This window comes from Methanobacteriaceae archaeon (genome assembly GCA_030656015.1).
Classification (GTDB): domain Archaea; phylum Methanobacteriota; class Methanobacteria; order Methanobacteriales; family Methanobacteriaceae; genus UBA349.
The window spans coordinates 130723-157316 of the sequence record JAUSNX010000004.1; the positions used below are offsets into that span (position 1 = coordinate 130723).

A 26594-nucleotide genomic window follows, 5' to 3' on the forward strand; every position below is an offset into this window, starting at 1 on the left:
ACTTAAAAACAATTTTTACACGGTGATTTAATGGACTGGGACAAACTTGGACTTAAAATGGGGTTAGAAATACATCAACAGCTAGACAGTAAAAGCAAACTATTCTGCCCATGCAGTTGCAATTTAACTGATAAAGAATCAGAATATGAAATATTCCGGAACTTAAGACCCACACAAAGTGAACTGGGAAAAATTGATAGGGCTGCCTTTGAAGAGGCCCGCCGGAAATTGAGATTTAAGTATCAGGCTTATTCACAGGAGACTTGCCTGGTAGAAGCTGATGAAGAACCACCACATCCCCTAAATGAAGAAGCTTTAGAGCTGGCCTCCATCATTGCCTCTCTTTTAAACATGAGAATTGTGGATGAATTCCATACCATGCGAAAACAGGTAATTGATGGTAGTAACACCGGAGGATTTCAAAGAACCGGATTGGTGGCCACCGATGGTTTACTAGAAACCCCCTATGGAAAAGTAAAAATAGAAAACCTCTGTCTAGAAGAAGATGCTGCCCGAAGAATAGAAAACACAGCAGACGGTGTAACATTCAGATTAGACCGTTTAGGAATTCCTTTAGTAGAAATCACCACCGACCCATCCATCCACCATCCAGACCAGGTAAAAGAAGTAGCCTACCAATTAGGTCAGGTTTTAAGGAGTACTCGAGTAAAAAGAGGCCTGGGAACTATCAGACAAGACTTGAATATTTCCATTAAAGAAGGGGCTCGAGTAGAAATAAAAGGTGTGCAGGACCTGGATTTAATGCCAGAAATGGTGGAAAGAGAAGTTAAACGTCAGATAAAACTGGTAGAAATTAGAGAAGAACTTAAAAAGCGCAGTGCTAATGTTCCAGACACCATATATGATATTAATGAATTATTCAAGGATACTACTTCCAAAATCATTGCCAGCGCACCAAGTGTAATGGCCATAAAATTGAAAGGATTCAATGGTCTGGTGGGAGTGGAATTACAGCCTGGCCGGAGACTCGGAACAGAATTCTCCAGTTATGCTAAAAAATTAGGAGTTTCAGGGATATTCCACACCGATGAGCTTCCAGCATATGGAATAACCGCAGAAGAAGTTAGTAAACTGAGAGAATTCACCCAAGCCGGAGCAGATGATGCAGTAATTATCGTGGCTCATGAAAATTACATTGCTATTGCTGCTTTAGAAGAAGTGCAAAGAAGAGCTAAAATGGCCTTAGATGGTGTAGTAGAAGAGACCCGGAAAGCACTTCCTGATGGTAATTCTGAATTCTTAAGGCCACTGCCTACCTCCAGCAGAATGTATCTGGAAACTGACATTCCACTATTTCCTATAGAACGAGACTATGTCAAAAAAATCAAATCAAATCTTCCAGAACTCCCCCAAGAGAAAAAAGAAAGGATAATTAAAGAATATAGCCTTAGTGAAGATCTAGCTGGCCAATTAGTCAGAAGAAATCAGGCAGATGATTTTGAAGAGATTTTAAGTGAAATGGATGTGGATAAAATCGTGGTGGCATCACTACTGGCTTATTCACTAAAAGAACTTAAAAGAGATGGTCATGACATTGACAATCTCGATTTGGAAGTAATTAAAGAGGTTCTAAAACTTTTAGAAGAAGATAAAGTATCTAAAGATGCTCTCTCCGACATAATAGGCTATGTAGCAGATAAGCATGTTACACCCCTAAAAGCTGCCCAATCTCTAAACCTAATCATGCTCTCTGAAGACGATGCAGCTAAAATAATAGAAAATATAGTTGCTAAAAATGAAAACATGATAAAAGAAAGAGGCATGGGCGCCATGGGCCCATTAATGGGCATGGCCATGAAAGAGCTGAAGGGTAAGGCCGATGGTAAGTTGGTGAATAAACTTTTGAGAGAGAATATAGGGAAATTTTTATAATTTTCTTTTTTTGATATAATAATTATTATTTTTTATTATTACAATTATAATTACAGTTCATAATAAAAAATGGTCATTGAAAGCATACTTAAGAAAATAATTAATTCCTAGGGCATTTGAATAATTAAAAATTGGAAATTAATAATAATAATAATAATAATTAGAATCAAAAAAACAAGAAGTATGTATAAGAAAATTATTTTTTAATCTTTAAATATTGATGTGAAAATTCCAATAGCACTTAAAACAGCGATAGCAACTAATGAAATTCTAAGGCTTATAATTAGTTCTGGATAATTAGAAGGCAAAATTTGCACATTTCCTAAAATAGCAGAAATAATTAACATTACTATGCCCATCCCAAATATCTGTCCAATGGATCTAATATCACTTAATGTAGCGCTTGCAACTCCAAAATATTTTTTATCTACCGCACTCATAACCACCTTGGTATTTGAAGAATAGAATAAACCTATACCTGCTCCAAAAATAATAAGCGATACTCCTCCTAGATATGGAGCATTTTCAAAATTAATTAATGTCATAAGTGCTACACCAATGGTTGTTAACACCATCCCGACAGTTGAAACACTTCCCGGATCGATTTTATCTGATAATCTTCCTGCAAAAGGAGATACAATGACCATCATAATTGATTGAATAGAAACTATTAGGCCTGCCGTAAGAGGACTATAACCTTTTAAATATTGTAAATATAGGCTTAGAATAAACCCTACCGATACAAATGCACCGTAATTTATAAATGCAGTGATGTTTCCAAAGGTAAAACTTTTACTATTAAATAAACCTAAATTAATCAAAGGAAAATCAACTCTTTTTTCCACTAAATAAAATAATGAAAGTCCAATTATTCCCGCAATTAAAAGAAATAGGCCGTACTTTTGGGTTAAATCTGAAAAAGCATAAATTATGAATATAAGAGACATACCTAGCAGAAATGACCCTAAAATGTCTAATTTCTCTCCTTTTGTATCTACCCAGTCGTATTTAAAACGTGTGATAGCATAAACTGCCATTATTCCTATTATAGTGTCTAAATAGAATAAGGTTCTCCATCCTACAATTTCTGTGATAGCCCCTCCAAGTATTGGTCCAACTATTAGCCCTACAAATACACCCATCGATGTAAGTCCAAAGGCCCGGCCTCTTTCATTTACTGGAAATGCTGATGATATCATAGCATTTAAATTGGCGAATACCATTGCGTTTCCTATAGCTTGTAAAATCCTGAAAAATAGGAACATTTCTCCAGAAATAGAGAAAGCTGATATAAATGAGCTTATAGTGAAAATAATTAATCCATATTGAAAGATACGTTTACGCCCATAGATATCACCAATCCTACCAAATGGAATGTAAAGTATGGCATTAACAAGCAGATAAATTGTTGATATCCAGGTTAAAAATACAGCAGATAAAGCAAATTCATTGGCTAAAGCAGGTAGTGCCAGATTAATTGATGATCTAACAAATGGTGTAAGAAATGAAACTAAAATTCCCACTATTAACAAATCTTTTTTTAGTTCTTTATAATCCATGGATTAAATCACCTTACAAAAAATTTTAACTGAAATTGAGTTATTATTTGGTTATTTTTCTTATATGTTTTTCCAATTACTTTTGGAATGTTCACTTGTTAAAATCAACTGGATGGAATTCATCTATTAAATCTTACAAGAATCAATAATTCAGAATAAAAACAAGAATATTCTACAAATATATACTCCAAAAAATATATAATATTCTATAATATCTTAATTTAATCTTATTATAAAATCAGAGGAAACAAAATGGAAAAATACGACTTAATAATCATTGGATCCGGGCCCGGTGGCCTTACTGCAGGAATATATGGAGGCAGACAGGGCACCAAAACTTTAATGCTGGATAAAGGGCCTGCTGGCGGTCAGGGACTGGAAGTTCCTATGATGGAGAACTATCCTGGTTACGAAATAATAGCTGGGGTGAGTTTAATAGCTCAAAAGAAAAAACAGGCCTTAAAATTAGCTGAACTACATGAAATGGAAGAAGTTACCTCCATTGAACCTTTGGGGCGAATTTATAAAATTTCAACCACCAAACAGGAATATCATGCCAATTCTATTATTCTATCCACCGGTAGTCGTCACCGGCCTCTAAATGTTCCAGGAGAAACAGAATTTTTAGGCAAGGGAGTTTGTTACTGTGCAACTTGTGATGGACCATTATTCGCTGGAAAAGATGTTTTAATGATAGGTGGTGGCAACAGTGCAGCCCAAGAGGCCCTATTTCTTAAAAATATTGGGTGCAATGTAACTATTGTCCACAGAAGGGATCAGCTTCGAGCAGATAAATATCTAAAGGAAAAACTGGAAGAACATGAAATACCAATAATTTGGGATTCTGATGTAGAAGAAATAAAAGGAAATGTCTTTGTGGAAACCGTGGTTTTAAATAATAAAAAGACTTCCCAAAAAACTGAGGTTTCAGTTAGTGGTGTTTTCATTGCCATTGGTGATGAACCTATTAATCAACTGGCTAAGGATTTAGGCTTAGACATTGATCACAATGGTTACATAATAACTGATAAGTTTCAGAGAACTAACTTGGAACGTGTTTATGCCGCGGGAGACATTACTGGTGGTGTGAATCAGTGGATTGTGGCCTGTAGTGAAGGTGCAGTTGCGGCAACAGCTGCTTTTGAAGATTTACAGAAAATGTGAATTAAGTGAATTAAATTTAATTTTTTATTTTTAATTAATCTCAAGCTCTTTTTTCAAATTTACTTATTATAAATCAAATAGATTTATTAAAAACTATTCCATCCTATAAAATTAAATGAATTAAAATAAAATATATAATTTAAATTAATTGAAAAAACCTCAATTAGAATTTTGATAACAAATTAATTAATAATAAAATTAGTATATAAAAAATCAATAACCTGCCCATTAAATTAAATATTAATAAAAAATTGTTTAATAATTAATTTAAAGATCTAAGGACCGGCCTTTTAAGTACACATATATTGCATAGGCTATTATCAGCACTATAATTATTGGTAGCAGCCAGAAGAATACATAAACCAGTGCCGCCGCTACTAAAAGGGCAATTATTATGTATACTAAATCTATAAGTTCCATAATAAGAAGTTTGAATATTTCAATATAAATAATTTCGGGAATAAAATTCTAAATATGTAATTCTAATTAATTAATACTCAAAAAATTTAACTAATCATATAATAAATAGGATAAAATTAAAATAAAAAGGAGAATGAGACATGAAAATCCTGGTTGTAAATAATCACGGCCAATATAATCACCGAATTCATAGAACACTTCATTATTTAAAGATTCCATCTGAACTAGTATCTAATGAACTTTCTTTAGATGAAATAAAAGAAAAAGAGCCTGCTGGCCTGGTTCTAGGTGGAGGCCCATCTATAGATCGTGTGGGAAATTGTATAGAATTCATTGAAGAATTGGATCTTCCGGTTCTGGGAATTTGTTTAGGCCATCAATTAATTGCCAAAGCATTCGGCGGAGAAGTGGCTACGGCAGACGCTCAAAGTTACGCCCAAATAGAACTGGAAATTCTGAATGAAAATGATATATTCCAGGGATTAGGCCCCAAAATGAATGTGTGGGCATCTCACCAGGATGAGATTAAAAAAATGCCTGAAAACTTTGATGTGCTGGCCCAATCCACCCTATGTGATGTGGAAGCTATGAAACACCATAACAAACCAATTTACGGTATTCAATTCCACCCCGAAGTTCAACACACTGAAAACGGGCCTAAAGTATTTGAAAACTTTTACGAAGTTTGTAAAAAAGTTTAAAAATACTTTTCAATAATCTAAATTAAATCTATTTTTACTATTTTTATCATATTTTTTATTAATTTTTATCCATTAATCTAAAGGTTATATCAAATTTCTTCTAATGGCTTTATAATATATTTAAATATCCTGATTACAAATTAAGAATAAGTTAAAATAATATATTTAAAGAACTAATGTAATTTTACAAATTCATTATAATATGAAATAATACGGAAGTATTTTTCAAAATTATTTAAATCTACTTTTTTGGTGAAAATATGTTGAATCCATCTGATTTTATTAAAGAATCTATTGAAGAAATAAAGAAAACTGTTGGGGACGAAACTGCAGTAATAGGACTTTCTGGAGGCGTTGACAGTTCTGTTGCATCAGTTCTGACTAAAGAAGCCTTGGGAGATAATTTGATTGCTGTTTTTGTTGACCACGGACTTTTAAGAGAAGGAGAAGCAGAATACGTTCAAAAAACATTTGAACCCCGCTTAAATTTCAGGTGCGTAGATGCTTCTGAAGAGTTTTTAGATGCCCTGGAAGGTGTAAGCGATCCTGAAGAAAAGCGAAAAATAATCGGAAAAATATTTATTGACGTCTTTGAAAGAGTGGCCGAAGAGGTAGGGGCCAAATTCCTGGTTCAGGGAACCATCGCTCCCGACTGGATTGAAAGTGAAGGGAAAATTAAATCCCACCATAATGTGGCCTTACCCCACGGACTGGTTTTAGAAATAGTTGAACCAATAAGAGAACTCTACAAAGACGAAGTAAGGATAGTAGGTACTGAACTGGGGATTCCAGATGAACTGGTAAATCGTCAGCCTTATCCCGGGCCTGGCCTGGCCGTAAGAGTTACTGGTAAATTATCCCATGAGAAAATATCTATTTGCAGAAAGGCCAATGCTATTGTGGAAGAAGAAGTTCAAAAGGTCGGTGTAGATAAAGAACTATGGCAATATTTCGCCGTTTTAACCGATACCAAGGTTACCGGTGTTAAAGGAGACATTAGAGATTATGGTTACTTGGTAGTGCTTAGAATGGTGGCCTCCATGGACGCCATGACTGCTCACGTGCCCGAACTTCCTTGGGACATGGTTAAGACCATTTCACGGAGAATAACCGCTGAGATTCCAGAAGTAACTCATGTTTCATTGTCGGTTAGTGATAAACCACCAAGCACTATTGAGTTTGCTTAAATCAAACTTTTTAAAAAAGTTTGATCAAAATGTTCTTTTTTTAAAAAATATTTAATAGTTTTCTAAAATAATATTCTAATATCTATTTATTAATCATTTATTTTTAATTTTAGAGTACATTTTTTCAGTAACTGGAGTTTTAACATCATATTTATTGGCCAATCTAATAATGGTCCCTCCAAAAAGATCTCCTTCATTATTTTTACCTTTCATTAGATCCTTATGATAAGAAGTAGTGGTTTCATAGGGGAAATTATTTCCTTTTTCCAAAGAGTCTTCTATAATAGTTTTACGCAAGTTTACACCCTCAAATTCTGCAATAGCGACAATTTCTTCCATTATAATTTTAACAGAATCTTTAAGTTCGTTATTTTCCATTATTTCTCCTAAAGTTTTGTTATAGGCTGCAGAAACTAATCCAAATGATGCTATGAACATATATTTTTCCCAAATTGCAGGTAGGGCATTTTCCTGGTATTCGTAATTAATATTGAGATGATCAAACAAATTAACCACGGAATTAACAGAACAGTCTGGAAATTCTGGATCTTGGCCAAATATTATTTTTCCATCCCCTCCACTTTGGGTAACCACTCCTGGTTTTTCAATATGAGTCCCCACATATACACATGCAGGCAAAATTAGGCATTTAGATATTTTTTCTCTAATTCTGTGGTATATATCAATTCCATTTAATAAAGGAAGTATTATAGTATCCTCATTAATATTTTTAGAAATTTCATCCAAGACTTCATCCAAATCATAACCTTTTACAGAGATTAAAATTAAATCTGGAGATTCCAGTTCTTTAAAATTATCTACGGCTATGTTTGGATGGGTAGTGATCTCTTTTTTAGGTGTTTTTAAAATTAACCCATCTTCTTGAATTTTTATTAAATGCTCGCCCCGAGCTATGAAACTTATTTTTAATGATTCATCACCCAATTTTTCCAGATTATGTGCCATTTGGCCACCGAAAAATCCCCCCACGCCCCCAGTTCCATAAATACAAATATTTTTTATTTCAGCTTTCTGATTCATTTTGTAACCCGATTATTATTTTAATTATTAGTTTTATTCAATTCAACTACAAGCATATAATTATCTTATTTTAAAATTAAACATGAATTATAATATCTTTTAAATGAAATATTTATCTCAAGTGATAATAATGAATCTAAAAAATAATTATATGACTAAGATTCCTAATCAAGAACCATACTGGGACGAAGTAGCCGAGAAAAAAGAATTCCCCACTCCTTTTCAATTAAAAGAGTTTGAAAAATACGTCTCACAAGATATGAAAATCCTGGATGTGGGCTGTGGTTATGGCCGGACATTGAATGAACTCCATGAGAATGGATTTAAGAATTTAAGGGGCATAGATTTCTCCCAGGCCATGATAGATCGTGGATTGAAATTACATCCCCACCTGAATCTTTCTAAGCATAATGGTGAAAGATTACCATTTTCTGATAATGAATTTGATGCCGTGCTCCTTATTGGAGTTTTAACCTGCACTGCAGATCAGAAAATGCAGGAAAACTTAATTTCAGAGATTTCAAGGGTTTTAAAAAAAGGCGGAATCTTATACATTAATGATTATTCCTTGAATAATGACCAGCGTAATCTGGAACGATATGAAAAATATGAAAACAAATATGGAATATATGGTGTTTTTGAACTCCTAGAAGGTGCTGTTTTAAGACATCATTCACCAGAATATATATCAAATCTAACAAAAGATTTTGAAGAATTAATATTTGAAAAAACTATTTATGATACCATGAATGGTAATAAATCAAATGGATTTTATTATATGGGTAAATTAAAAAAATAAATATGAATAAATTTAATTTTAAAGACCCTTCACAACTCTAAACTCCTAATCCAATCCTCAGTAGAAATTACATCACTGAATTTCATGGCCTGAACAATTAAAATGGCCTTATGGAGTTCCTCAGCATTAATATCTCCGGCATAATTTGATAAATCAAGAGTTCCAGTGGCATCATCTATAAATTCCACATCAAAACCCAGATGCATGGCCTGTCGGGCCGTGGTATCGCAGCACAGGTGAGTCATGTATCCACAAATGGCCACGTTTTCTACATTATTTTCTTTTAAATATGCTTCTAATTGAGTTCCGGTGAAGCTTCCAGGTAAAGTTTTCTCAATTATAATATCATGGTCTCTTTTAAGGACATCTTCGTGAATTTCCCATTCTTTGGATCCTTTTTTAAAAGTAAAAGAATATTCATCAGAACTGGTGTGTTGAATAAGAATTACAGGAATATTTTTTTGATTGGCTGAATCTATAGCCAGTATTATGTTTTCAAAACTATTTTCTGGATATTCAATTGGTAATTTACCATCAAAATATTCATTTTGCACATCTATTACCAGTAAAGCTTTTTTCATTAAATCCACTCCTTATGAGAATTTATTTGAGTTCTGAAACTTCTAAAAACTTATAGCCCATGTCTATAATTAATATCTACTTGTAAGGTAATAAATTTTTATAAATCTTTTTCTAAAGATATCATGGCATTTTTAGCAGATTTTTTTATCTCAATGTCATCAGATTCTCCCATTTTACTCAGGATTTCCAAGACTTCTGGAGATGATACACCAATCTGACCTAAACTTCGGGCCGATTCCCATTGCAGTTGTGGATCAGAAAAATTATTTAAAACTATAATTAAGAATTCTACAGCTTCTTTAGAATTTTTAAAAGCACTTAAAGACCGGATTATTTTCCACAAGGTAACTTTATCCAAATTTTCATCTGAATTAATATCCTCTTGATTAATTCCCGCAATATTATCAAAGCAGTTAATCATTGGCATTAAAGAACTATAATCACCAGTTTTAGCGGCAATAGCACCTAAAGCATCAATGGCATGTTGCTTGATATAAATGTCTTTTTCACTTTCTAATAATTGAATCAAATAAGGTGTGGTGGGTTTTCCAATTTTAACTAAGGTTCTGGCCGCCATGTCCCGCACCAGAGGATAACTTTTCTTATTAAAATATTTTTTAGGTAATTCTTTTTCCTGGTTATTTCCTATTTGGCCCAGTAAATCTGCAACAGGGACAACTGCAGATTCTCCCATTTCTCCCAGAGCTTCAGAAATAGCGATTCTAGAATATAGAGCTTTTTCAATTTTTAAGGCGTGAGCAAGCAACACGATAGCATTTGTGTCTCTTTTATCCCCTAAAATCGTGGCCGCGATTGTTCTCTTCTGGGCCTCAGGGCTTTCCAGCATTTCAATCAATTGAGTGGTGGAGAAATTTAGATAGGGAGTCAAATCTGCTTTATTAATTTCTCCCCTCTTTTTTCGGCCTATTTTCTTTTTATCTTCACTTTTTGACATCTTAATTCCTAATTTATATTTAATAATCTAATTTAATATGTATTCTTTTTATTATATTATTAGAAAATAGTTTAAATTAATATATTTTAAAATTCTAGAAAATATTAATTATTATATATTTATAACATTTATGGGTTTTAATATGAAAATAGCTGAAAAAGTTCATGCTTTAGAATCGACAAAAGGGAATTATGCTTATCTTGTTTTTGATGAAGAAATCACAGTAATTGATACTGGAATGCCCCGTCAGGGAACGGCCCTTTTAAAAGAATTAGAATCATTTAATATGGAATTAAGTGATATTGAACACATCATGCTAACCCATCATGATATAGACCACATTGGAAATGTGGCCTTATTAGAAAAGGCCACTGGGGCCAAAGTATGGGTCTCTAAAGAAGATATTCCTTATATCTATGGTGAAAAACCACGCCCCGGAATAAAGAGAATACTATCAATATTTATGAAGCCAAAATTACCTGAAAAGATAAATCCATACCCTGAAAATGGAATAATCAACAACCATATGGAAATTATACCATCTCCCGGACATACACCGGGCCATGTGTGTATCCTTTTTGAAGATGTACTTTTTGCTGGTGACTTGTTAAGAACATCACCAGATAAAATAAAGCCCATGATGTCCATTATGAACTGGAATGATTCCCTAATACATGAATCCATTGCAAAAATAGATAAATTATCTTTTAAATGGATATGTCCGGCCCATGGAGTTCCCATAAAACGTGGCGATCTTTGGGAAGAATTTTTGGAAAAGTAATGGCTTGAAAATTTATTTTAATTTATTCTAATTAATTGAAATATTAATTATTATTTTAAAGTATTTCCAGAACTTTATTTTTCATAGCCCGGCCTAATTTAAGGTGTTCATCGGCCTCCAGATGAATACCATCCACATCACTAGCCCGGACAACTTTAGAGGAATCTAAAAATTCACAATTATATTCTTCAGCCGCCTGTTTAAAATAAGACCCTAATTTTTCTGATTTCTCATTAGATCCTTCAAATTCCTCTGAAAATCTGGAAGAAGGGGATAATTCACCAATCAATGGTGGAGATACTAAAAGTATTTTTGGAGGATTTTCATCTATTCCAGAACCGCTTTTAACAATTAAATCCAGTAAAACTCTAATTCCGTTGGTAATTTCAGAAGCAGTTAATGAGAATCGAGATTTAAGATCATTAGTCCCTAAAAATAATATAACTAGGTCCAGTGGTTTATGAGAGGCTAAACATGGAATCAAATATTCTTTTCCATTTTTAAATCCCCCATGTAATGGATCATCCCAAAGAGTGGTGCGTCCATTCAATCCCTCTTCAATGACTATGTAAAGATCATCCAATTCATTTTTTAAAACCCCAGGCCAGCGTATACACGGACCAAGACGTTCACCAGTTACCGGATTATATCCCCATGTATTAGAATCCCCAAAACATAAAATCGTTTTCATTCAAACACCTATAATTAAATCATGATACTAAATTTACATCAATTATACATAATTAATGTTATAGATTACTTAAAATAATATGCTATTAATAAAAAAAGAATTAATATAATAAAAGCAATCAATTCAAGGACTAATATCCGACAAACATAACCAAAGAATTATTTTTTATTTTCATAAAACAGTTTGTGATAATCCTTAAAAATATATGAAATTAAAACCATATTTAATATTAGAATTATGTCTTCTGAAAAATCTAAAAATGGAAATAAAAAAATACCAATCTATTTTTTTAAAAAAGATAAGGTAAAGCTAGTAGATCATATCCAGAAAAGTGATGGAGAGTGGAAATCTATTCTTGAAAGTGAAGCATATAAAGTAGCTCGAAAGAAAGGTACTGAGCTGGCCTTCACCGGAAAATATCATGACCAACATGAAGATGGTATCTACCAGTGCGTTTGTTGTGGAACCGATTTATTTGATTCCAAGACCAAGTTCGATTCAGGGACTGGTTGGCCCAGCTTCTGGGATGCCATTGCTCCAGAAAATGTAAATTTCATCACAGATAAAAGTCTTTTCATGGTTAGGACTGAGGTTTTATGTACCCGCTGCGATGCTCATCTGGGACACGTCTTTGATGATGGTCCAAAACCTACCTTCAAGCGTTACTGCATGAATTCAGCTTCCTTAAAGTTTGTTCTTCGTAAAGAAATATAAATCTATATAAAAACCCCTTTAAAAATAATTTATTATATATTAATATTTCAGCTAATTAAAATTCTAAATTAATGAAGGTTTTAAAGCCATGATTAGAAGTAAAAATGCTTATCTCCAAAAATTAACGGCCCATATGAAAATGAAATCCATTAAAATTGGCCAGGAATTAGATGGAAGTACACCACCGTCTGTTTTTATTGGAAGCTGGAATTATCCCAAAGTTTATGCCGGGCCGATGATGGTTCCCATGCAGGGAGATACTGCCATAATGGATTCTCCAGAATCATGGATTCCCGGTGAAAAGACTCAGGAAGATATAATTGGTTACCGTTTATCACTGGTGCGTGGAAAACAAACAGTGAGTATTGAGGATATTAATAATTCATTTGTTGAAAAACTACAAGAAATCTCTTTAGCATCAACATCTATTGACAGTGAAGCTACTTTCAATAAAAGACCCCGAGGATTATCTTTTAGTGAAGAAACAACTCCACATGGGCCCAGTGCACTGATAGAAAAATTTAACATAGATGCGGTTAAATGGGATCGGGAGCTGGAAAAAGTTTTTTATGACAGCGATTTAAGAGCTCGAGATGCTCTAACAGATCTACACAACAAAGGCGTTCCATTTTCTAATGTTCAAAAGGCATTTTCAGTAGGAGCCATTGGCACTGGAAAGCGAAGAAAATTGGTGCCTACTCGATGGTCTATAACTGCCTGTGATAGTACACTGGCCGATGATTTGCTTAAAAGTGTTAGAAACTATGAAATTATTGGCACCCACCGTGTTTATGAATTTTCCAGTCTGAATAATTATTATGCTGTTATTTTAATACCAACTGAGTGGCAATACGAATGGATGGAAGCATTTATCAGAGTTTTAGGTAAAGAAGAGCTTATTTTCTCTGATTATGAAACCAATGCCGGTAAAAAAGAATATTCTCGTGTGGGAGGATGCTATTACACTTGTAAAATGGGAGTGCTGGATGCCCTTAATAGAGAACAAAAACAGGCCGGGGCCATTGTATTAAGGGAAGCTTATTCCGGTTATGTGCCATTAGGCGTTTTCAATGTGAGAGAAAATGTTAAATATGCTCTGGAACAACCATATAAAGAATTTGAAGATTTGAAATCTTCTTTAGCTTATGTTGGCAGCAAATTAAAAATCCCTATAAGTAAATTCATTAGAAAAAGCGACCTTTTAAAAGATATTTTACAGTCTAGACAAACCACCTTGGATGCTTTTTTAAAGAAATAGTATTTTTTAAAAATAATATTAAATTTATAATGGCCATTAAATTAGAATTAAGATGGAATCTTATAAAGATGAAATAAATAACTAATTAGTGAATTTAAATTTTAATGAAATTTATTAAATATAGATTTAGGAAAATAACGACTTAAGGAAGGATAATATTGAAACTGATCTTCAAAAAACCCACTATTGAAACTCAAAAGGCCATGAGTCATGCTGCTTTAAATCCATTTACTGGAAGAGGAATTAATCCAGAAATTAAATCCGCAGAAGAAAGTGTAAAAGAACTGACAGGGCATGAACATGTTAAATTAGTTAATAGTGGAAATTCAACCATAATATCCACCATGAATGCTCTAAAAGGCCCATTTATTCTTCCAGATCAAGGCGGATGGATTGGCTTGAAAAAAATCGCTGAATTTCTAAAAAGAGAAGTTTATTTCATCCCCACTGAAAAGGGAATAATTTACCCAGATTTGCTTGAAGAATACTTAAAACAACTAAAAACAAATCCTTCTGCCCTATTTATTACTAGTTTCGCAGGATACACCGCAGAACAACCAGTTAAAGAATTATTTGAAGTTTGTTGTGAAAATAACATCATTTTAGTGGAAGACGCTTCAGGCAGTGTAGGGGATCCTGAAAAAAGGCTCTGTAATGGTAACCATGCCCATATAATAATTGCATCTACAGGCTCTCCTAAAATTGTTAATGTAGGTAATGGAGGCTTTATTTCCACCAATGAAAAGAGAATATTGGATAATTCCCGTTTTCTATTGAAAACACTTAAGGCGGACCCTATTACTGCCGCAGGAATTTCCACAGAAATAAAGAAGGCTCCTTTTAATCTATTTGAAACTATGCATGCTTGTAAGATTCTTAAAAAGAATATTCAAAACACTTTTCATGAAGATAAAAGAGGAATTAATGTAATTGTCCCATCAAATGACCCTAAGGCCCATTCCAGAATTCTAAGAGAAAAAATAAACCTTGATGGTCGTAGTATTATAACAACTTGTCCCCTTTATGATCGTCTGATGGAAAAAGCTGTTTGTATAGAAATTAAGAATCTGGATACTGATTGTTTAAATAGAGGAAACCTTTCAGAAATTAAGGAACATATTGAAACTACAGTATTTAACACGAGTAATAATGAATATGCTATGCATCCAAAATTAAAATGGTAGTTCTTTCTATGAGTGTGTAGGTGACACTTCCCAAAACTTCCATTTCTTCATTTTCAATATTATAAATTTCCTTAAGAACTTGTTCATTTGCTTTTAATACACTATCATCCCGAGTAAACATCTCATTTAATTTATTTTCAATTCTCTGTGCAATATCAATAGAAGAACTGCATTCATTAGATTCATCAGTTTCATCAGAATTGCAACCCACTAAAACAGCACAAATATCCATGGGCCCCACTTTAAGTCCTAAAATTTCTATGGCCCGTGAAATTTGCCGTTGAGCAGATGCACGAAGACATATTTCCATTCCCAAATCTTTTGCAATGTTGTTTTTTCTCTTAAAAGCATTGATAGCATGAATAGTAGCATTTAAAATGTGTTTTTCACCAGCTATACCTCGAGCATCTAAAAGTTGAACTGTAAAATTAGAATCATTATCATTTAATTCATTAATTAATTTTAAAGTTGTAGCTACATCTTTAATTTCGGATTTGAATCCTATAACCTTAATTTGAGGAATATTATCATTTAAAATCATGAAATCACAGGAAATGTCCTAGTTTAATAAATTATTTGATTTTTATTTATTTATTATTTGAAATAATTTAGATACACCAATAAAAGAATATTAATAAAAATTTAGAAGTTTTAGAATAAATAATTCAAATTCATGAATATTCAATTTTTATTTACCTATTAAATAAAAATTATTCTAAAGCTTCTCTTTCCTTTTTATCTGCTAAAAGTCTATTTACTCCACTTATATAAGCTTCTACACTGGCCATGATAATATCTGGGTGAGTACTTCGAGCACTTATAAGTTTATCTTCGTGTCTTAGCTTTACCACAACATCAATAAGTGCATCAGTACCTCCCGTGATAGCATCTACGTGATATTCTTCCAGTTCAATGTCAGCAAAATCAGAGATACTTTTCTTTATAGCCACTATTGCTGCATCCACAGGACCCAATCCCACTCCAGCCTCTAAAATATCTTTATCATTAATTTTAAGCTTAACTGAAGCGGTAGGGATTACTTTATTACCTGAGACAATGGTAACTTCTTCTAAATCAACCACTTTTTCCTGGACAATACCCATTACATCCTCAGTTATGGCCTGTAAATCGACATCAGTGACACATTTACCCATATCTCCTAAAGATTTAACCCGATTGAATATTTGCATTAATTGATCATGGTTTACCTTTAATCCTAGCTCATCCACACGTTTTTGTAGAAGTTTGGTGCCGATGTGTTTCCCCATGACAAATCTACGCTGATGGCCTACCAGTTCTGGAGTAATAGGTTCATAAGTTTCTGCTTTCTTAATTACTCCATCCGCATGTATTCCCGATTCATGAGCAAATGCATTTTCCCCTACAATGGCCTTATTAGGCTGCAGATAAACACCAGTGAGACGGGCAACCATCCGAGAGGTTTCATATAGCATCTGAATGTTTATATCCGTTTTCACATCATATAATGAATATAGAGCCACAGCTATCTCTTCCAGGGAAGCATTACCTGCTCGCTCACCTATACCATTAATTGTAGCATGAACTTCAGTTGCACCGGCCCTGAGGGCAGATAATGAATTGGCTACGGCCAATCCAAAGTCATTGTGGCAGTGGACACTTAAAGGTGCCCCGATTTTGCTTAACTGGCCATAAAATTCCATTGATTTTTCAGGAGTGAGCATTCCCACCGTGTCACAAGCACAGATTCGCTTTGCACCTGTTTTAATTCCTTCTTCAAAGATTTTAGTTAAAAATTCCATGTCACTTCTAGTGGAATCCTCTGCAGAAAGTTCTACCAGAAGCCCGTGATCCACCGCATATTGGGTAGATTCTATGGCCTGCTCCAGGACTTCTTCTCGAGTTTTCCTGAGTTTATGTTCGATATGGAGATCAGAAGTAGGAACTACCAAATGCACACTATCCACATCACATTCCAGGGCAGCATCAATGTCCACTTTTACAGCACGGGCAAAACTGCAGATTTCTGCGGAAAGACCCTCACTGGTAATTTTTTTTATTCCTAATTTTTCACCAGGAGAAGTTATAGCCGAACCGGCCTCAATAATGTTAACTCCCATTGAATCCAACTTTAAAGCTATTCTTAGTTTTTCATCAGGAGTTAATGAAACCCCAGGAGTCTGTTCCCCATCCCTAAGTGTTGTATCTAGTACATTGACCTTCAATTATATCCCCTTCTTAATTTAGTAATATTGAATCTGTTTTAAGTATAATCAAGATATTTTAATGATTTAATAATTATTTAATCCATTTAAATTGATATCATTTTAATATGTGCATTCAATCCTATTATATTTTACAATATTAAATGGATTGACAATAATGAGATTATAATAGATATTTAATAATAGAATTTTATTATACCTTGATTCTTGCCATAATTCCAAAATATAATTGAATTACAAAAGATGTTGATAAAAATATTTTATCCTGCTCTTCCCAGAACAGAAATCACACGAGTCAGGCTTTTGTGCATCCTAATTTCATGCCTTTCCAATATTTTAAACTCCGTGCCTTGAATTAGGTCATTAACACTCACATAGTGTGGACTGGCCAGACATATCAGGCCATTTTCCAGCAAATTTTTACTGATTGATTTTAAAAAGTCCCTGAAAATGGTACTGCTCTCTTCACCGGCAGTTGAAGCAGAAATACCATAGGGAGGATCAGTTACTACAGCATTAACTTTTTCTTCCAGATCCAATTTTCGAGCATCTGCTTGAAAAATGTGGAAATCCTTGGCCCCACAATATTCAAGGTTTTTGGCAGTTCCTCTCACCATTTTTTCATCAATATCCGTGCCTAATATACGAGTTCCTATAATTCCGGCCTCAATGAGGATTCCCCCAGTCCCACAAAAGGGATCTAGTAATAAATCTCCGGTTTTTGCCCGGGATAAATTAATCATACACCTAGCCAGCTTAGGACTCATGGATCCCGGGTAAAAAAAAGGCCTTTTATGGGGTTTAAGATTAAAGAAGTGTTTTTTATCTATTTTTGTTTCCCTTTTTCCAATTAAAACACGTGACCCGACAACCAGTACTCTAATAAATGTTTGGGGTTTTTCCAATTTTACCTTAATTTCTTCGCCAGCCTGGGCTTTTATTAAAGCTCCGAATTTTTTTTCCATTATTTGAGAATCATTTTCCGGAGATTCTATCTTTTTAACCCGTAAAGCAAAGTTTTCATTGATGATTTCTTTCCAATCAATTGATAAAATATCATTTTCCAAGTTATCTATAGCTGTATCTTTAATTAAGCTACAAATTTCATGACCATATGCAATTCTTTTGGCGATAATATCCGCAGCATCCCCATTATCCGTTTTAAGCTTTACAACTCCCATTTCGACTTCTTTTAAATCATAGTCAATATTTTCAGCATCTAAAATAGCCCTGAGCTCGGCTAAAGGCAATGTTTCATGTTCTCGTGATAAAATTAGAAAAATTTCCATATTTGGGACACACTCCTGTATAAAACCTTAGGTAGCACAGAAAAGATCAATCCCCTCTTTAAAAGTTCTTTCACCAGAGGCGACTGTGAGTCCATGTCCCCATATGTTGAAATAATATCTTCTGCGCCCTTTTCTTTTAGTTTAATAAACATTTCATCCAGATCTTTGTCACTCAGTAATTCAAAAGTTTTTTGGACCATTAGCTGAGTTTTAAGCTCTTTTTCAAATTCTTTCCGGTATTGAATTTCATATTCTTTTAAAATGGAAGTTTTATCCTCATCCAAAGCTTTAGTAACCACATCTGCCGCAATTTTAGCACATGCAAATCCAATAAGCAATCCACCACCAGTAGTTGGTTTTACCTGAGATGCAGCATCACCTAAAAGAATAGCTTTTTTATTTACCAGAGTTTTTTTAGAATCAAAGACTGGTATCTCACCATGATACTTCTTTAAAATTTTTATATCATTTAAATAATTTTGAGATTGCATAAATTTTGATAAAATCTGTTTTAAAGACGGATAATCGTGATCACCAAATAATCCAATTCTGGTCTGATTTTTAGATAAAGGAATGGACCAAATAAAACCAGGTGACAGAGCAGAATTCACATGAAGATTAACAAAATCAGTTTCCAGTGGTTTTGAAGTTTCAACCAGATATTGTGAAGCTTTAACAGTATTAGATCTTTTATTAAAAGAATTGGAAATTGAAGATGAATGACCGTCAGCACCAACAATAACCCTTGCAGATATCTCTTTTTGACCCTGGTTAGCCAGTTTAACAGTTCCCATTTCAGAATTAACAGACTTTACATTATGCTTTAATAAAATTTCAGCGCCCTCAACAGCAGCTATTTCTGCCAAATACTTGTCATATCCAATCCTATCTAAAACATATGCCTGAGTATCTTTTTTAGACACTTTCATAATGTGATTTGAAGGCGAGTGAAGATAAGCACCATTAACCTCATTTAAAATAAATTCTTCAGGAAGGTTATTTAAATTTTTTATTTTTTTCCCTAAAAGACCAGCACACTGTAAAGGTAAACCAACCTCTTTCTTCTTTTCAAGAATACCTACTTTATAACCTTTTTCAGCCATGTATCTGGCAAAAGTAGATCCTGCCGGACCTGCCCCAACTACTAAAATATCATAATCACTCATTTTATCTTTTCCAGATATTATTTAAATAACAATTAAAAAATCCATTGAAATTATAAACTATAAAATTATATTGTAACTATTTATATTGTGAACTATTAGATGGAATCTCTTTAATTAACAATTTGTTTATTGGATAAATATTCAAGTCTTATATTTAAAATATGAAGAATAGAATCTATGTTTAAACTCAATGCAATCTCTAAATAAAAATTTTAGTATTAGTATTAGTATGAAACTATAGATAAATAAAATATATGCTAATTACAATGAAAACCTTTTTTACTAATTTAAATTTTATAATTTAATTTTTTGAATTAATGAATAAAAATTTTAATCTATTCATATAAAAATAGAATTATAGTATTCATCTTCTTTTAAATCTTTCAGAATGTCTTTCCATAACGTGTTTTTCCTTTTTAGGTGAAATATCATCTTTTTTTTGTTCAGGTTTTATTTCAGGCTTATCTGAACTTTTTTCAGTTTCCCAAAATTCTGGGTCACTAAAGGATAGTTTTTTCTTAAAACTTTTTTCAGAATTATAGTAATTCTTACGGCTGTTTTTCGATCTGAAAGACTTCCAATCACCCTCCATAATCTGATTTATCTTGTCTTCAACAATTTCTGGGTGAGGCACATTAGTCAGAACTACATGGGTGTTCTCATGACCACTAAATACTTCAATATCACCTGAAGAAAGCATTCTCTCCAGAAAACTTTGGTAAATACTAATATCCTCGATTTTATCGTAATAAACATAGGCCCTTTTTTTACTGAATATTCCTCGTTTAGTGATAATTCTTAGAGTGGTAAGTTGATATTCCGTATATTTCCAGGACACAATGTCCATAATGGCCCATAAAATGAGTAAGAACATTAAACCAAACAGCATTATGACTGTAGTTTCAACTAAAGGTACCTTAACCGTGTTAATTATTTCATTTTGGATAATTACTGCTAAATTTACAATTGGCCGAAAGAAGTATATTAAAATCAGAAAAAAGATTATTTTAATAATAGCAGATTTACTATGTAAAAATATCCGGGGTCTGCATCTTGAAAGAACTCTCTCCCCGGCGTGATAAGATTTTCTACTTCTACCAAACATTGTATCACTTTAATTATGAAAAATATATTTAATTAACTTTTCCAGATTTATAATATTAAAAACTTGAATTTTAAAAACTCATAATTATCTTTAAATAAATTTATTTTTATATGATTTATATCTTTATAAACCTTATTATCTCCCTAATATTAAAATAGAGTTTTTACTAAAACATTTTAATGTAATAACTGGATATTAATATTCAAATAAGAAAATATTAATAAAATATTATTGAATATTCAAATGAAGGTTAAGTTAGAACTAGTAAAAAATTAATAAAAATTATAAATAAAAAATCAAGAATTGTTTTAAAAAAGTTTTTAAGCAATTATTAAAGTGAAGTATATGTTCAAAGAAAAAATAAACATTCAGGAAACCCAGATAAACCTGGTGACTGACTTAACTAATCACCAGCTTTCTGGATTTATTTTAAAACAAAGAATGGAAATTATAAACTTCTCTCGCAGAAATCCTGAATTTTTGACATCACTCGAACCACTAATAATTAATGATGGGCCTTTAGTTGTGAAATTAATGGCTCGTGCTGGTAGAAAAGCAGAAGTAGGGCCTATGGCTGCAGTGGCCGGGACCATTTCCCAGCTTTCACTTTCTTTTTTATTAGAAAAAGGATCAAATTATAGTATTATCGATAATGGGGGAGATATTGCCCTTAAAGTAAATAAAGATATTAATACTGGCCTTTATGCTGGAACATCATCACTTTCAGGAGGTATTGGATTTAAAATCAAGGCAAATAAAACGCCACTAGGCATATGCACTTCTTCAGGAACCGTGGGCCATTCCCTCAGTTTTGGAAGGTCCGATTCAGTGACAGTATTTGCTTCCGAGGCCAGTACTGCAGATGCTCTGGCCACATCAATTGCCAATGCTGCCCAAGGAATCAATGATCATGATGCAGTTCAAAATTGCCTGGATAGGGCTGATGATTTTAAAGAGCAATTCAAAGGCGTAATGGTCGTTGTGGGAGAAAATGCAGGGACTATAGGTAAAATACCACAAATAGTAAAAACTGATAAAAAAGCCGTTTTAGGTGATTTATTTGAAATTTAATCTTAAATTATTTTAAATATAAAAATCATATTAGATTATATCGGTTTATATATTAACTAAAAATTTAAGTTGATAATAAATTCAAATGCAGGGATACTATGAAAAGGGACATTATCAAAATTAATGAAGAAAAATGTACTGGATGTGGCGACTGTATCACCGGATGTCCAGAAGGAGCATTACAAGTAATTGATGGTAAGGCCAGACTTATCAGCGACCTTTTCTGTGATGGTTTAGGGGCTTGTATTGGAACATGCCCTCAGGGAGCCATAGAAATCGAACAAAGAGAAGCCGAAACATATGATGAGTCTAAAACCATGGAAAATATTATCACAGGCGGACCCAATGTTATAAAGGCCCATTTACAACACCTACAGGAACACGGCGAAGATAAATTTCTAAATGAAGCCCTTGAGTTTTTAAAGGAAAGAAATATTGGTATCCCAGATTATGAAGAAAAACCCTTGGCCTGTGGCTGTCCCGGATCCATAACACAAGAAATTTGTTCAAGTAGTTCTGGAAATGATAAAAGTGAATCAACTATTCTAAGTGCTGAGCTACGAAATTGGCCCATACAAATGCAACTTTTACATCCTCATGCACCTTATTTAAAGAATGCGGATTTATTAATTGCTGCAGATTGTGCACCATTTGCTTATCCTAATTTTCACCAGAGATTCTTAAAGGAAAAAGTTCTGATTATTTTCTGTCCTAAACTGGATAAAACCATAGATCAATACATAGATAAATTAGCAACAATCTTTGAAACCCAGGATATAAAATCCATATCTATTGTACACATGGAAGTTCCATGCTGTTCAGGAATTGAAATAATTGTCAAAAGGGCCTTAGAAAAAGCTAAAAAGAATATAATCATCAAAGATTATACTATTTCCATAAATGGTGAAATAATATAAAAATTATTTTTTTAATCAACTGAATTATATCAAAAATAGAATTTTAAAAATAATTAAAGATTAGCCTCAGATCGCCCATCATTCATCACAGTTCAGAGCTCATAGGGTTCATCACTGGCTAAAAATTATTTTCATTAATATTTCATTAATCAATTGATAAATTAAATGTCATAATAAAAAAATAGATTATTGGTTAAATTAACCAAACATTATTCCCGCTTCTTTATTATAACCTTCTTCGTTTTCCACACCAATAATTTTATCAACCGCATCCATAAAATCATTCATGGTTACTTCATCTCGTTCTTCTCTTATGGCAAACATACCGGCTTCAGTACAAATTGCCTTAAGATCCGCACCAGAAGTACCATCAGTTAGATTGGATAAAAGTTCTACATCAACTTCTTCAGCTAAAGCCATTGGTTTAGTGTGGATTTTTAAAATTGCACGACGAGCGTCTTCATTTGGTATGGGGACCTCTATAAATCTGTCAAAACGACCAGGACGTAGTAGTGCAGGGTCCAAAATATCTGGACGGTTGGTTGCAGCAATTATTCCCACGTTTCCACGGTCTTCAAACCCATCAAGTTCTGCTAGGAGTTGCATGAGAGTTCTTTGAACTTCTCTGTCCCCACTGGTTGAACTTTTAAGTCTTTTGGCAGCCACAGCATCAATTTCGTCAATAAATATTATACTTGGAGATTTTTCTTTGGCCAGTTCAAATACTCCCCTTACCAGACGAGCACCTTCACCAATATATTTTCGAACGAATTCAGAGGCTACTATTTTTATAAAAGTAGCATTAGTCTCGTGAGCAACTGCTTTGGCCAGCAAAGTCTTTCCAGTGCCCGGAGGACCGTAAAACAGAACTCCTTTAGGAGGTTCGATTCCGATCTTCTTAAATAATTCTGGTTTTTTAAGGGGTAATTCCACAGTTTCCTTTACTTCAACAACTTGATCTTCTAAACCACCAATTTGTTCATAGGAAACATTAGGTTTCTCATCAACTTCCATACCAGTAACAACTGGATCTTTTTCAGATGGTAAAACATCTACAATGCTGAAAGTCTGTTGATTTAGTGCTACACGAGAGCCAGGTTCGAGTAATTTATCATCAAGGAATCTTGAGTAATTAATAACAAAGTGTGGGCCAGTACTACTTTTAACAGCAATTCTATGGTCGTCCAACACTTCAGTAATTGTGGCTATGACTAAAGGGGGTGATCTGAATCTTTCAACTTCTCCTCGAAGGGATTTCACTTCTCGGTCCAGTCGAATTTTTTCATTTTCGATTAAAACCTTATCTTTTTCGAGTTTTCTGACTTTCCACATCAGATTTCTCTTTGTTTTCGTATTATCTTCTTTAAGTATTCTTATTTCTTTTTTAAGGTCTTCAATCTTTTTTAGTGTGCTTTGAGAGGAATTTTCCATGAGCTTAGAACACTCCTATATAAATTTTATTGATACTACATTTGTTTTAGTAATATTTAAATATTGAGGTAAGAATTAAATAAATATAAAAACAAAGGGATCTTTATGAGATGCGAGATTTGCGGGAAAAAAATTATTGATGAACCAATTACTACAAAAATCGACGGATCTACCATGAAAGTTTGCAAAGACTGCTCTAAATTCGGTAAAATCCAGAGACCACCATCCAAACCAGCCCACGCTCGAGGGCCTCAAGGAACAGCACGAGGAAGAAGAATACCTCAAAGCCGCCCGAGAAGAAGAGAAACAACTTACGAGTTACTTGAAGATTATAATACCATTATAAGACAAGCCCGAGAAAAGAAAGGCTGGTCTCGTGAAGATTTAGGAAGAAAAATTAATGAAAAAGTATCCGTGGTTTCTAGACTAGAAACTGCCCATATGGCACCAGATACAAAACTAGCCCGGAAAATTGAGAAAATTCTCAAGATAGATCTTTTAGAAAAAATAGAAGATACTACTGGTGAGGAATTTAAAGCGAATTCCTTAAAAGGATCGACTATTGGAGATATAGCTCGAATTAAAAAGCACTAAAAAAATCTTATTTTAAATATTTTTTTTATTTTTTGTGAATTTATTAAAGATTTAATAATTATAAAATTTTAAATTAATTAATTCCTTTTCTTTGAGCTTAATTCATATGTTTAAAAATTCTATAATTTTCTTAAAATAGAAATAAAAATAGAAAAAAATCTTATTTTAAATATTTTTTAGTTAAAAAAATGAATTATTAATATAATGAATAGTATTAAAAATAACTATTTCTTACCTTTATTCAATTTATGGGAATAATAACCTTTTAATACAGGTGCACGACTGAATTCTGCTTTTAAAGTTTTAAATTCTGGATATTCATCACTTACAATAATAACGTGGGCCGGAGGATGAATTTTTTTGGCCTGCATTATACTTTTAGTAGCGTTTTCTTGAACAGTGATAACAGCTGAAATAACAGCTTTCTTCCTTAATTTCTTCTTTAAAATGCTTTCAGCAAGATTATCTGCAAATTCATTCTCAATCAATCTAGGTTTTCCATTAATTTTCAATCCAGCATGTCTTTCAATATCTGCAAGTGAGTTTAGAAGTTTTGCCTGACTATCGGCTCTTAAAAGAATTAATGACATTTTTTTCTCCGTATAAAATATGGAATAGTTAATAATTTAATTATTTAATATATTGAATTTGTTATTCTGTTATTTCCTTTTAAATGAAGTTATTAAAGTACTTCTAAATAGAACCAGAAGAACCATTACAAAACCAATGGCTGTTTGAATATTCCCTAAAATATTCAGTAATCCGGCACTTACCGGCAAATTCCAAGCTGGTGAAGTTCTTGAATTAGGTAATGGTGTGAAATAAACACCTACGGCCTTAGAATTTTGTTTTATATTAATATCTTTAGGTTCTACATAATTTACCCCTACCAGCAATCCATTACCAATTCCTTTATTAATTGAACCCGCAATGGCATTAGCACTATATCCATTCTTTTTAACAGAAGCTTTTACAATTTCTTGAGTTGTTTCCACCACTCCAGTTTCATCAGTTCCATAAACTGAAACCATAACCGTATTTTGAGTTACTGTAATTGCACTGGCTAATGCCTCATATGCATAAACTGTTTTTAAAGCACTTCCATCTATAGGGCACCTTTCATAATTTTCTGCTTCAGGATAACCTACACTCCATCCATCAACCGGGCAAACCTTAGTATATGCTTCATTCATTGGAAAACCCGTTTCATTCAGCTTTTCAGGAGTGAACATGTCCCCGGAAGATATTCCTGAAACTAGATTAACCGCCCCTCCACCGTATTTTTCACCAGAATCTTTTGATACTTCTTCAAATACTTTTCCAACAATATAAGTAGATGAGTATCCATCTCGAATCATTTTACCAATATTAATTGCGGTCTCCTGCCTAACCCTGGTAGCTGTACCATATTGGGGATTCCCATGAGTATTACGCAGGTGGATAATCGCTCCTCGTTGGCCTGCGGGTAAAACAGCCAGCCCGCCCGAACGTAAAGAAGCTGTTATAACCCCGCTGTCATCTACAGTAACCATATATGCATCAAAAGATCCTCCGACTGCAGCCCCAATGGTAGGTCCTCCCACCACAACACGTATTCCACTGTATGAGTTAGCAGATCCTGCAGCTTCTGAAGCTGTAGCACCATTTTCAAGTAAAGATATGGCCTTTACAATAGCTAAAAGTCTTTGATAGGAATTACCTTCCCCACCAGATAGAACTGCAAACTGCTGATCCTTAGACATTATAAAAGTAGATTGAAACATGTTCTCTGCAAAAGACATACTACCTGCGGCAGCACCATTAGGATCTTTTCCACTAGGATCCGTGATAACTATAACGTTCATAGTTGCAGAAACTGTACTAGTTAGCATTATAATTGTAAGAAAAA

At 33.4% G+C, this 26594-nt stretch carries 26 protein-coding genes; 12 read left to right on the top strand and 14 right to left on the bottom strand.

The genetic code is table 11. The features are described from left to right. Window positions 1-30: 30 nt before the first annotated feature. Window positions 31-1893, top strand: coding sequence for a Glu-tRNA(Gln) amidotransferase subunit GatE (gene gatE / locus Q7I96_03825; GenBank protein ID MDO9626741.1), 1863 nt, complete (start codon window positions 31-33; stop codon window positions 1891-1893). 203 nt (window positions 1894-2096) lie between these two features. Here the strand turns inward: gatE and Q7I96_03830 are convergent, their stop codons facing one another. Beyond that, window positions 2097-3452: an MFS transporter gene (locus tag Q7I96_03830; protein ID MDO9626742.1), complete on the bottom strand. Its 1356-nt coding sequence runs from the start codon at window positions 3450-3452 to the stop codon at window positions 2097-2099. Window positions 3453-3704: 252 nt separating this feature from the next. On the opposite strand from Q7I96_03830, the gene trxB reads away from it, so the two are divergent. After that, a complete protein-coding gene (gene trxB, locus Q7I96_03835) occupies window positions 3705-4616 on the top strand; it encodes a thioredoxin-disulfide reductase (protein MDO9626743.1) in 912 nt (303 codons plus the stop codon). Window positions 4617-4883: 267 nt separating this feature from the next. On the opposite strand, the gene Q7I96_03840 is transcribed toward trxB, so the two are convergent. Beyond that, window positions 4884-5036 (bottom strand): hypothetical protein, encoded by a 153-nt coding sequence (locus Q7I96_03840; protein MDO9626744.1) that lies wholly within the window; start codon window positions 5034-5036, stop codon window positions 4884-4886. A gap of 140 nt (window positions 5037-5176) precedes the next feature. Between Q7I96_03840 and Q7I96_03845 the strand changes: the two genes are divergently transcribed. Then, window positions 5177-5737 carry a GMP synthase subunit A gene (locus Q7I96_03845; GenBank protein ID MDO9626745.1) on the top strand — a complete coding sequence of 187 codons (561 nt, stop codon included), beginning with the start codon at window positions 5177-5179 and terminating at the stop codon, window positions 5735-5737. Window positions 5738-5997: 260 nt separating this feature from the next. After that, the gene (gene guaA / locus Q7I96_03850; protein ID MDO9626746.1) at window positions 5998-6924 is read left to right on the top strand and encodes a glutamine-hydrolyzing GMP synthase; all 927 of its coding nucleotides are present in this window, start codon (window positions 5998-6000) and stop codon (window positions 6922-6924) included. A 93-nt stretch (window positions 6925-7017) separates the two neighbouring features. On the opposite strand, the gene Q7I96_03855 is transcribed toward guaA, so the two are convergent. Next, a complete protein-coding gene (locus Q7I96_03855; protein ID MDO9626747.1) occupies window positions 7018-7965 on the bottom strand; it encodes a 2-dehydropantoate 2-reductase in 948 nt (315 codons plus the stop codon). A gap of 130 nt (window positions 7966-8095) precedes the next feature. On the opposite strand from Q7I96_03855, the gene Q7I96_03860 reads away from it, so the two are divergent. Further along, complete coding sequence (locus Q7I96_03860) at window positions 8096-8764, top strand: class I SAM-dependent methyltransferase (protein ID MDO9626748.1); 669 nt, start codon at window positions 8096-8098, stop codon at window positions 8762-8764. Between the two features lie 29 nt (window positions 8765-8793). On the opposite strand, the gene Q7I96_03865 is transcribed toward Q7I96_03860, so the two are convergent. Next, window positions 8794-9345 (bottom strand): cysteine hydrolase family protein, encoded by a 552-nt coding sequence (locus tag Q7I96_03865; GenBank protein MDO9626749.1) that lies wholly within the window; start codon window positions 9343-9345, stop codon window positions 8794-8796. A 98-nt stretch (window positions 9346-9443) separates the two neighbouring features. Continuing rightward, window positions 9444-10301 (bottom strand): HEAT repeat domain-containing protein, encoded by an 858-nt coding sequence (locus Q7I96_03870; GenBank protein ID MDO9626750.1) that lies wholly within the window; start codon window positions 10299-10301, stop codon window positions 9444-9446. 142 nt (window positions 10302-10443) lie between these two features. Between Q7I96_03870 and Q7I96_03875 the strand changes: the two genes are divergently transcribed. Beyond that, a complete protein-coding gene (locus tag Q7I96_03875; GenBank protein MDO9626751.1) occupies window positions 10444-11082 on the top strand; it encodes an MBL fold metallo-hydrolase in 639 nt (212 codons plus the stop codon). 55 nt (window positions 11083-11137) lie between these two features. On the opposite strand, the gene Q7I96_03880 is transcribed toward Q7I96_03875, so the two are convergent. Then, window positions 11138-11773, bottom strand: a complete 636-nt coding sequence (locus Q7I96_03880) for an SGNH/GDSL hydrolase family protein (protein ID MDO9626752.1) — start codon at window positions 11771-11773, stop codon at window positions 11138-11140. Window positions 11774-12010: 237 nt separating this feature from the next. Here Q7I96_03880 and msrB point away from each other — a divergent pair, with 237 nt between their 5' ends. The 3 genes from msrB (at window position 12011) to Q7I96_03895 (ending at window position 14929) form a co-directional block, all read left to right on the top strand. After that, on the top strand, window positions 12011-12487 hold the full coding sequence (msrB, locus tag Q7I96_03885) for a peptide-methionine (R)-S-oxide reductase MsrB (protein MDO9626753.1): 477 nt from the start codon (window positions 12011-12013) through the stop codon (window positions 12485-12487). A gap of 88 nt (window positions 12488-12575) precedes the next feature. Then, window positions 12576-13745, top strand: a complete 1170-nt coding sequence (locus tag Q7I96_03890) for an Nre family DNA repair protein (GenBank protein ID MDO9626754.1) — start codon at window positions 12576-12578, stop codon at window positions 13743-13745. A 158-nt stretch (window positions 13746-13903) separates the two neighbouring features. Next, entirely contained in the window at window positions 13904-14929 is a 1026-nt protein-coding gene (locus tag Q7I96_03895) for a DegT/DnrJ/EryC1/StrS family aminotransferase (GenBank protein ID MDO9626755.1), read from the top strand. Here the strand turns inward: Q7I96_03895 and cgi121 are convergent. From cgi121 to Q7I96_03920, 5 genes are all read right to left on the bottom strand, one after another. After that, window positions 14904-15470, bottom strand: coding sequence for a KEOPS complex subunit Cgi121 (cgi121, locus tag Q7I96_03900; protein ID MDO9626756.1), 567 nt, complete (start codon window positions 15468-15470; stop codon window positions 14904-14906). The genes Q7I96_03895 and cgi121 overlap by 26 nt on opposite strands. Before the next feature lie 169 nt (window positions 15471-15639). Then, window positions 15640-17133 (bottom strand): 2-isopropylmalate synthase, encoded by a 1494-nt coding sequence (locus Q7I96_03905; protein ID MDO9626757.1) that lies wholly within the window; start codon window positions 17131-17133, stop codon window positions 15640-15642. A 260-nt stretch (window positions 17134-17393) separates the two neighbouring features. Next, window positions 17394-18422: a TIGR01177 family methyltransferase gene (locus tag Q7I96_03910; GenBank protein ID MDO9626758.1), complete on the bottom strand. Its 1029-nt coding sequence runs from the start codon at window positions 18420-18422 to the stop codon at window positions 17394-17396. Then, on the bottom strand, window positions 18407-19588 hold the full coding sequence (locus Q7I96_03915; protein ID MDO9626759.1) for an NAD(P)/FAD-dependent oxidoreductase: 1182 nt from the start codon (window positions 19586-19588) through the stop codon (window positions 18407-18409). Before Q7I96_03915 ends, Q7I96_03910 begins: the two co-directional genes overlap by 16 nt. Before the next feature lie 364 nt (window positions 19589-19952). Further along, window positions 19953-20693, bottom strand: coding sequence for a PH domain-containing protein (locus Q7I96_03920; protein ID MDO9626760.1), 741 nt, complete (start codon window positions 20691-20693; stop codon window positions 19953-19955). 345 nt (window positions 20694-21038) lie between these two features. Between Q7I96_03920 and Q7I96_03925 the strand changes: the two genes are divergently transcribed. Then, entirely contained in the window at window positions 21039-21764 is a 726-nt protein-coding gene (locus tag Q7I96_03925; protein MDO9626761.1) for a UPF0280 family protein, read from the top strand. 98 nt (window positions 21765-21862) lie between these two features. Next, window positions 21863-22681: a 4Fe-4S binding protein gene (locus Q7I96_03930; GenBank protein MDO9626762.1), complete on the top strand. Its 819-nt coding sequence runs from the start codon at window positions 21863-21865 to the stop codon at window positions 22679-22681. Window positions 22682-22879: 198 nt separating this feature from the next. Here the strand turns inward: Q7I96_03930 and Q7I96_03935 are convergent, their stop codons facing one another. Then, complete coding sequence (locus Q7I96_03935) at window positions 22880-24112, bottom strand: proteasome-activating nucleotidase (protein MDO9626763.1); 1233 nt, start codon at window positions 24110-24112, stop codon at window positions 22880-22882. Between the two features lie 105 nt (window positions 24113-24217). Between Q7I96_03935 and Q7I96_03940 the strand changes: the two genes are divergently transcribed. Next, window positions 24218-24706, top strand: a complete 489-nt coding sequence (locus Q7I96_03940) for a multiprotein bridging factor aMBF1 (GenBank protein ID MDO9626764.1) — start codon at window positions 24218-24220, stop codon at window positions 24704-24706. A gap of 224 nt (window positions 24707-24930) precedes the next feature. On the opposite strand, the gene Q7I96_03945 is transcribed toward Q7I96_03940, so the two are convergent. Continuing rightward, window positions 24931-25296 (bottom strand): DUF356 domain-containing protein, encoded by a 366-nt coding sequence (locus Q7I96_03945; GenBank protein ID MDO9626765.1) that lies wholly within the window; start codon window positions 25294-25296, stop codon window positions 24931-24933. A 69-nt stretch (window positions 25297-25365) separates the two neighbouring features. After that, complete coding sequence (locus tag Q7I96_03950; GenBank protein ID MDO9626766.1) at window positions 25366-26580, bottom strand: hypothetical protein; 1215 nt, start codon at window positions 26578-26580, stop codon at window positions 25366-25368. Window positions 26581-26594 lie beyond the last annotated feature (14 nt).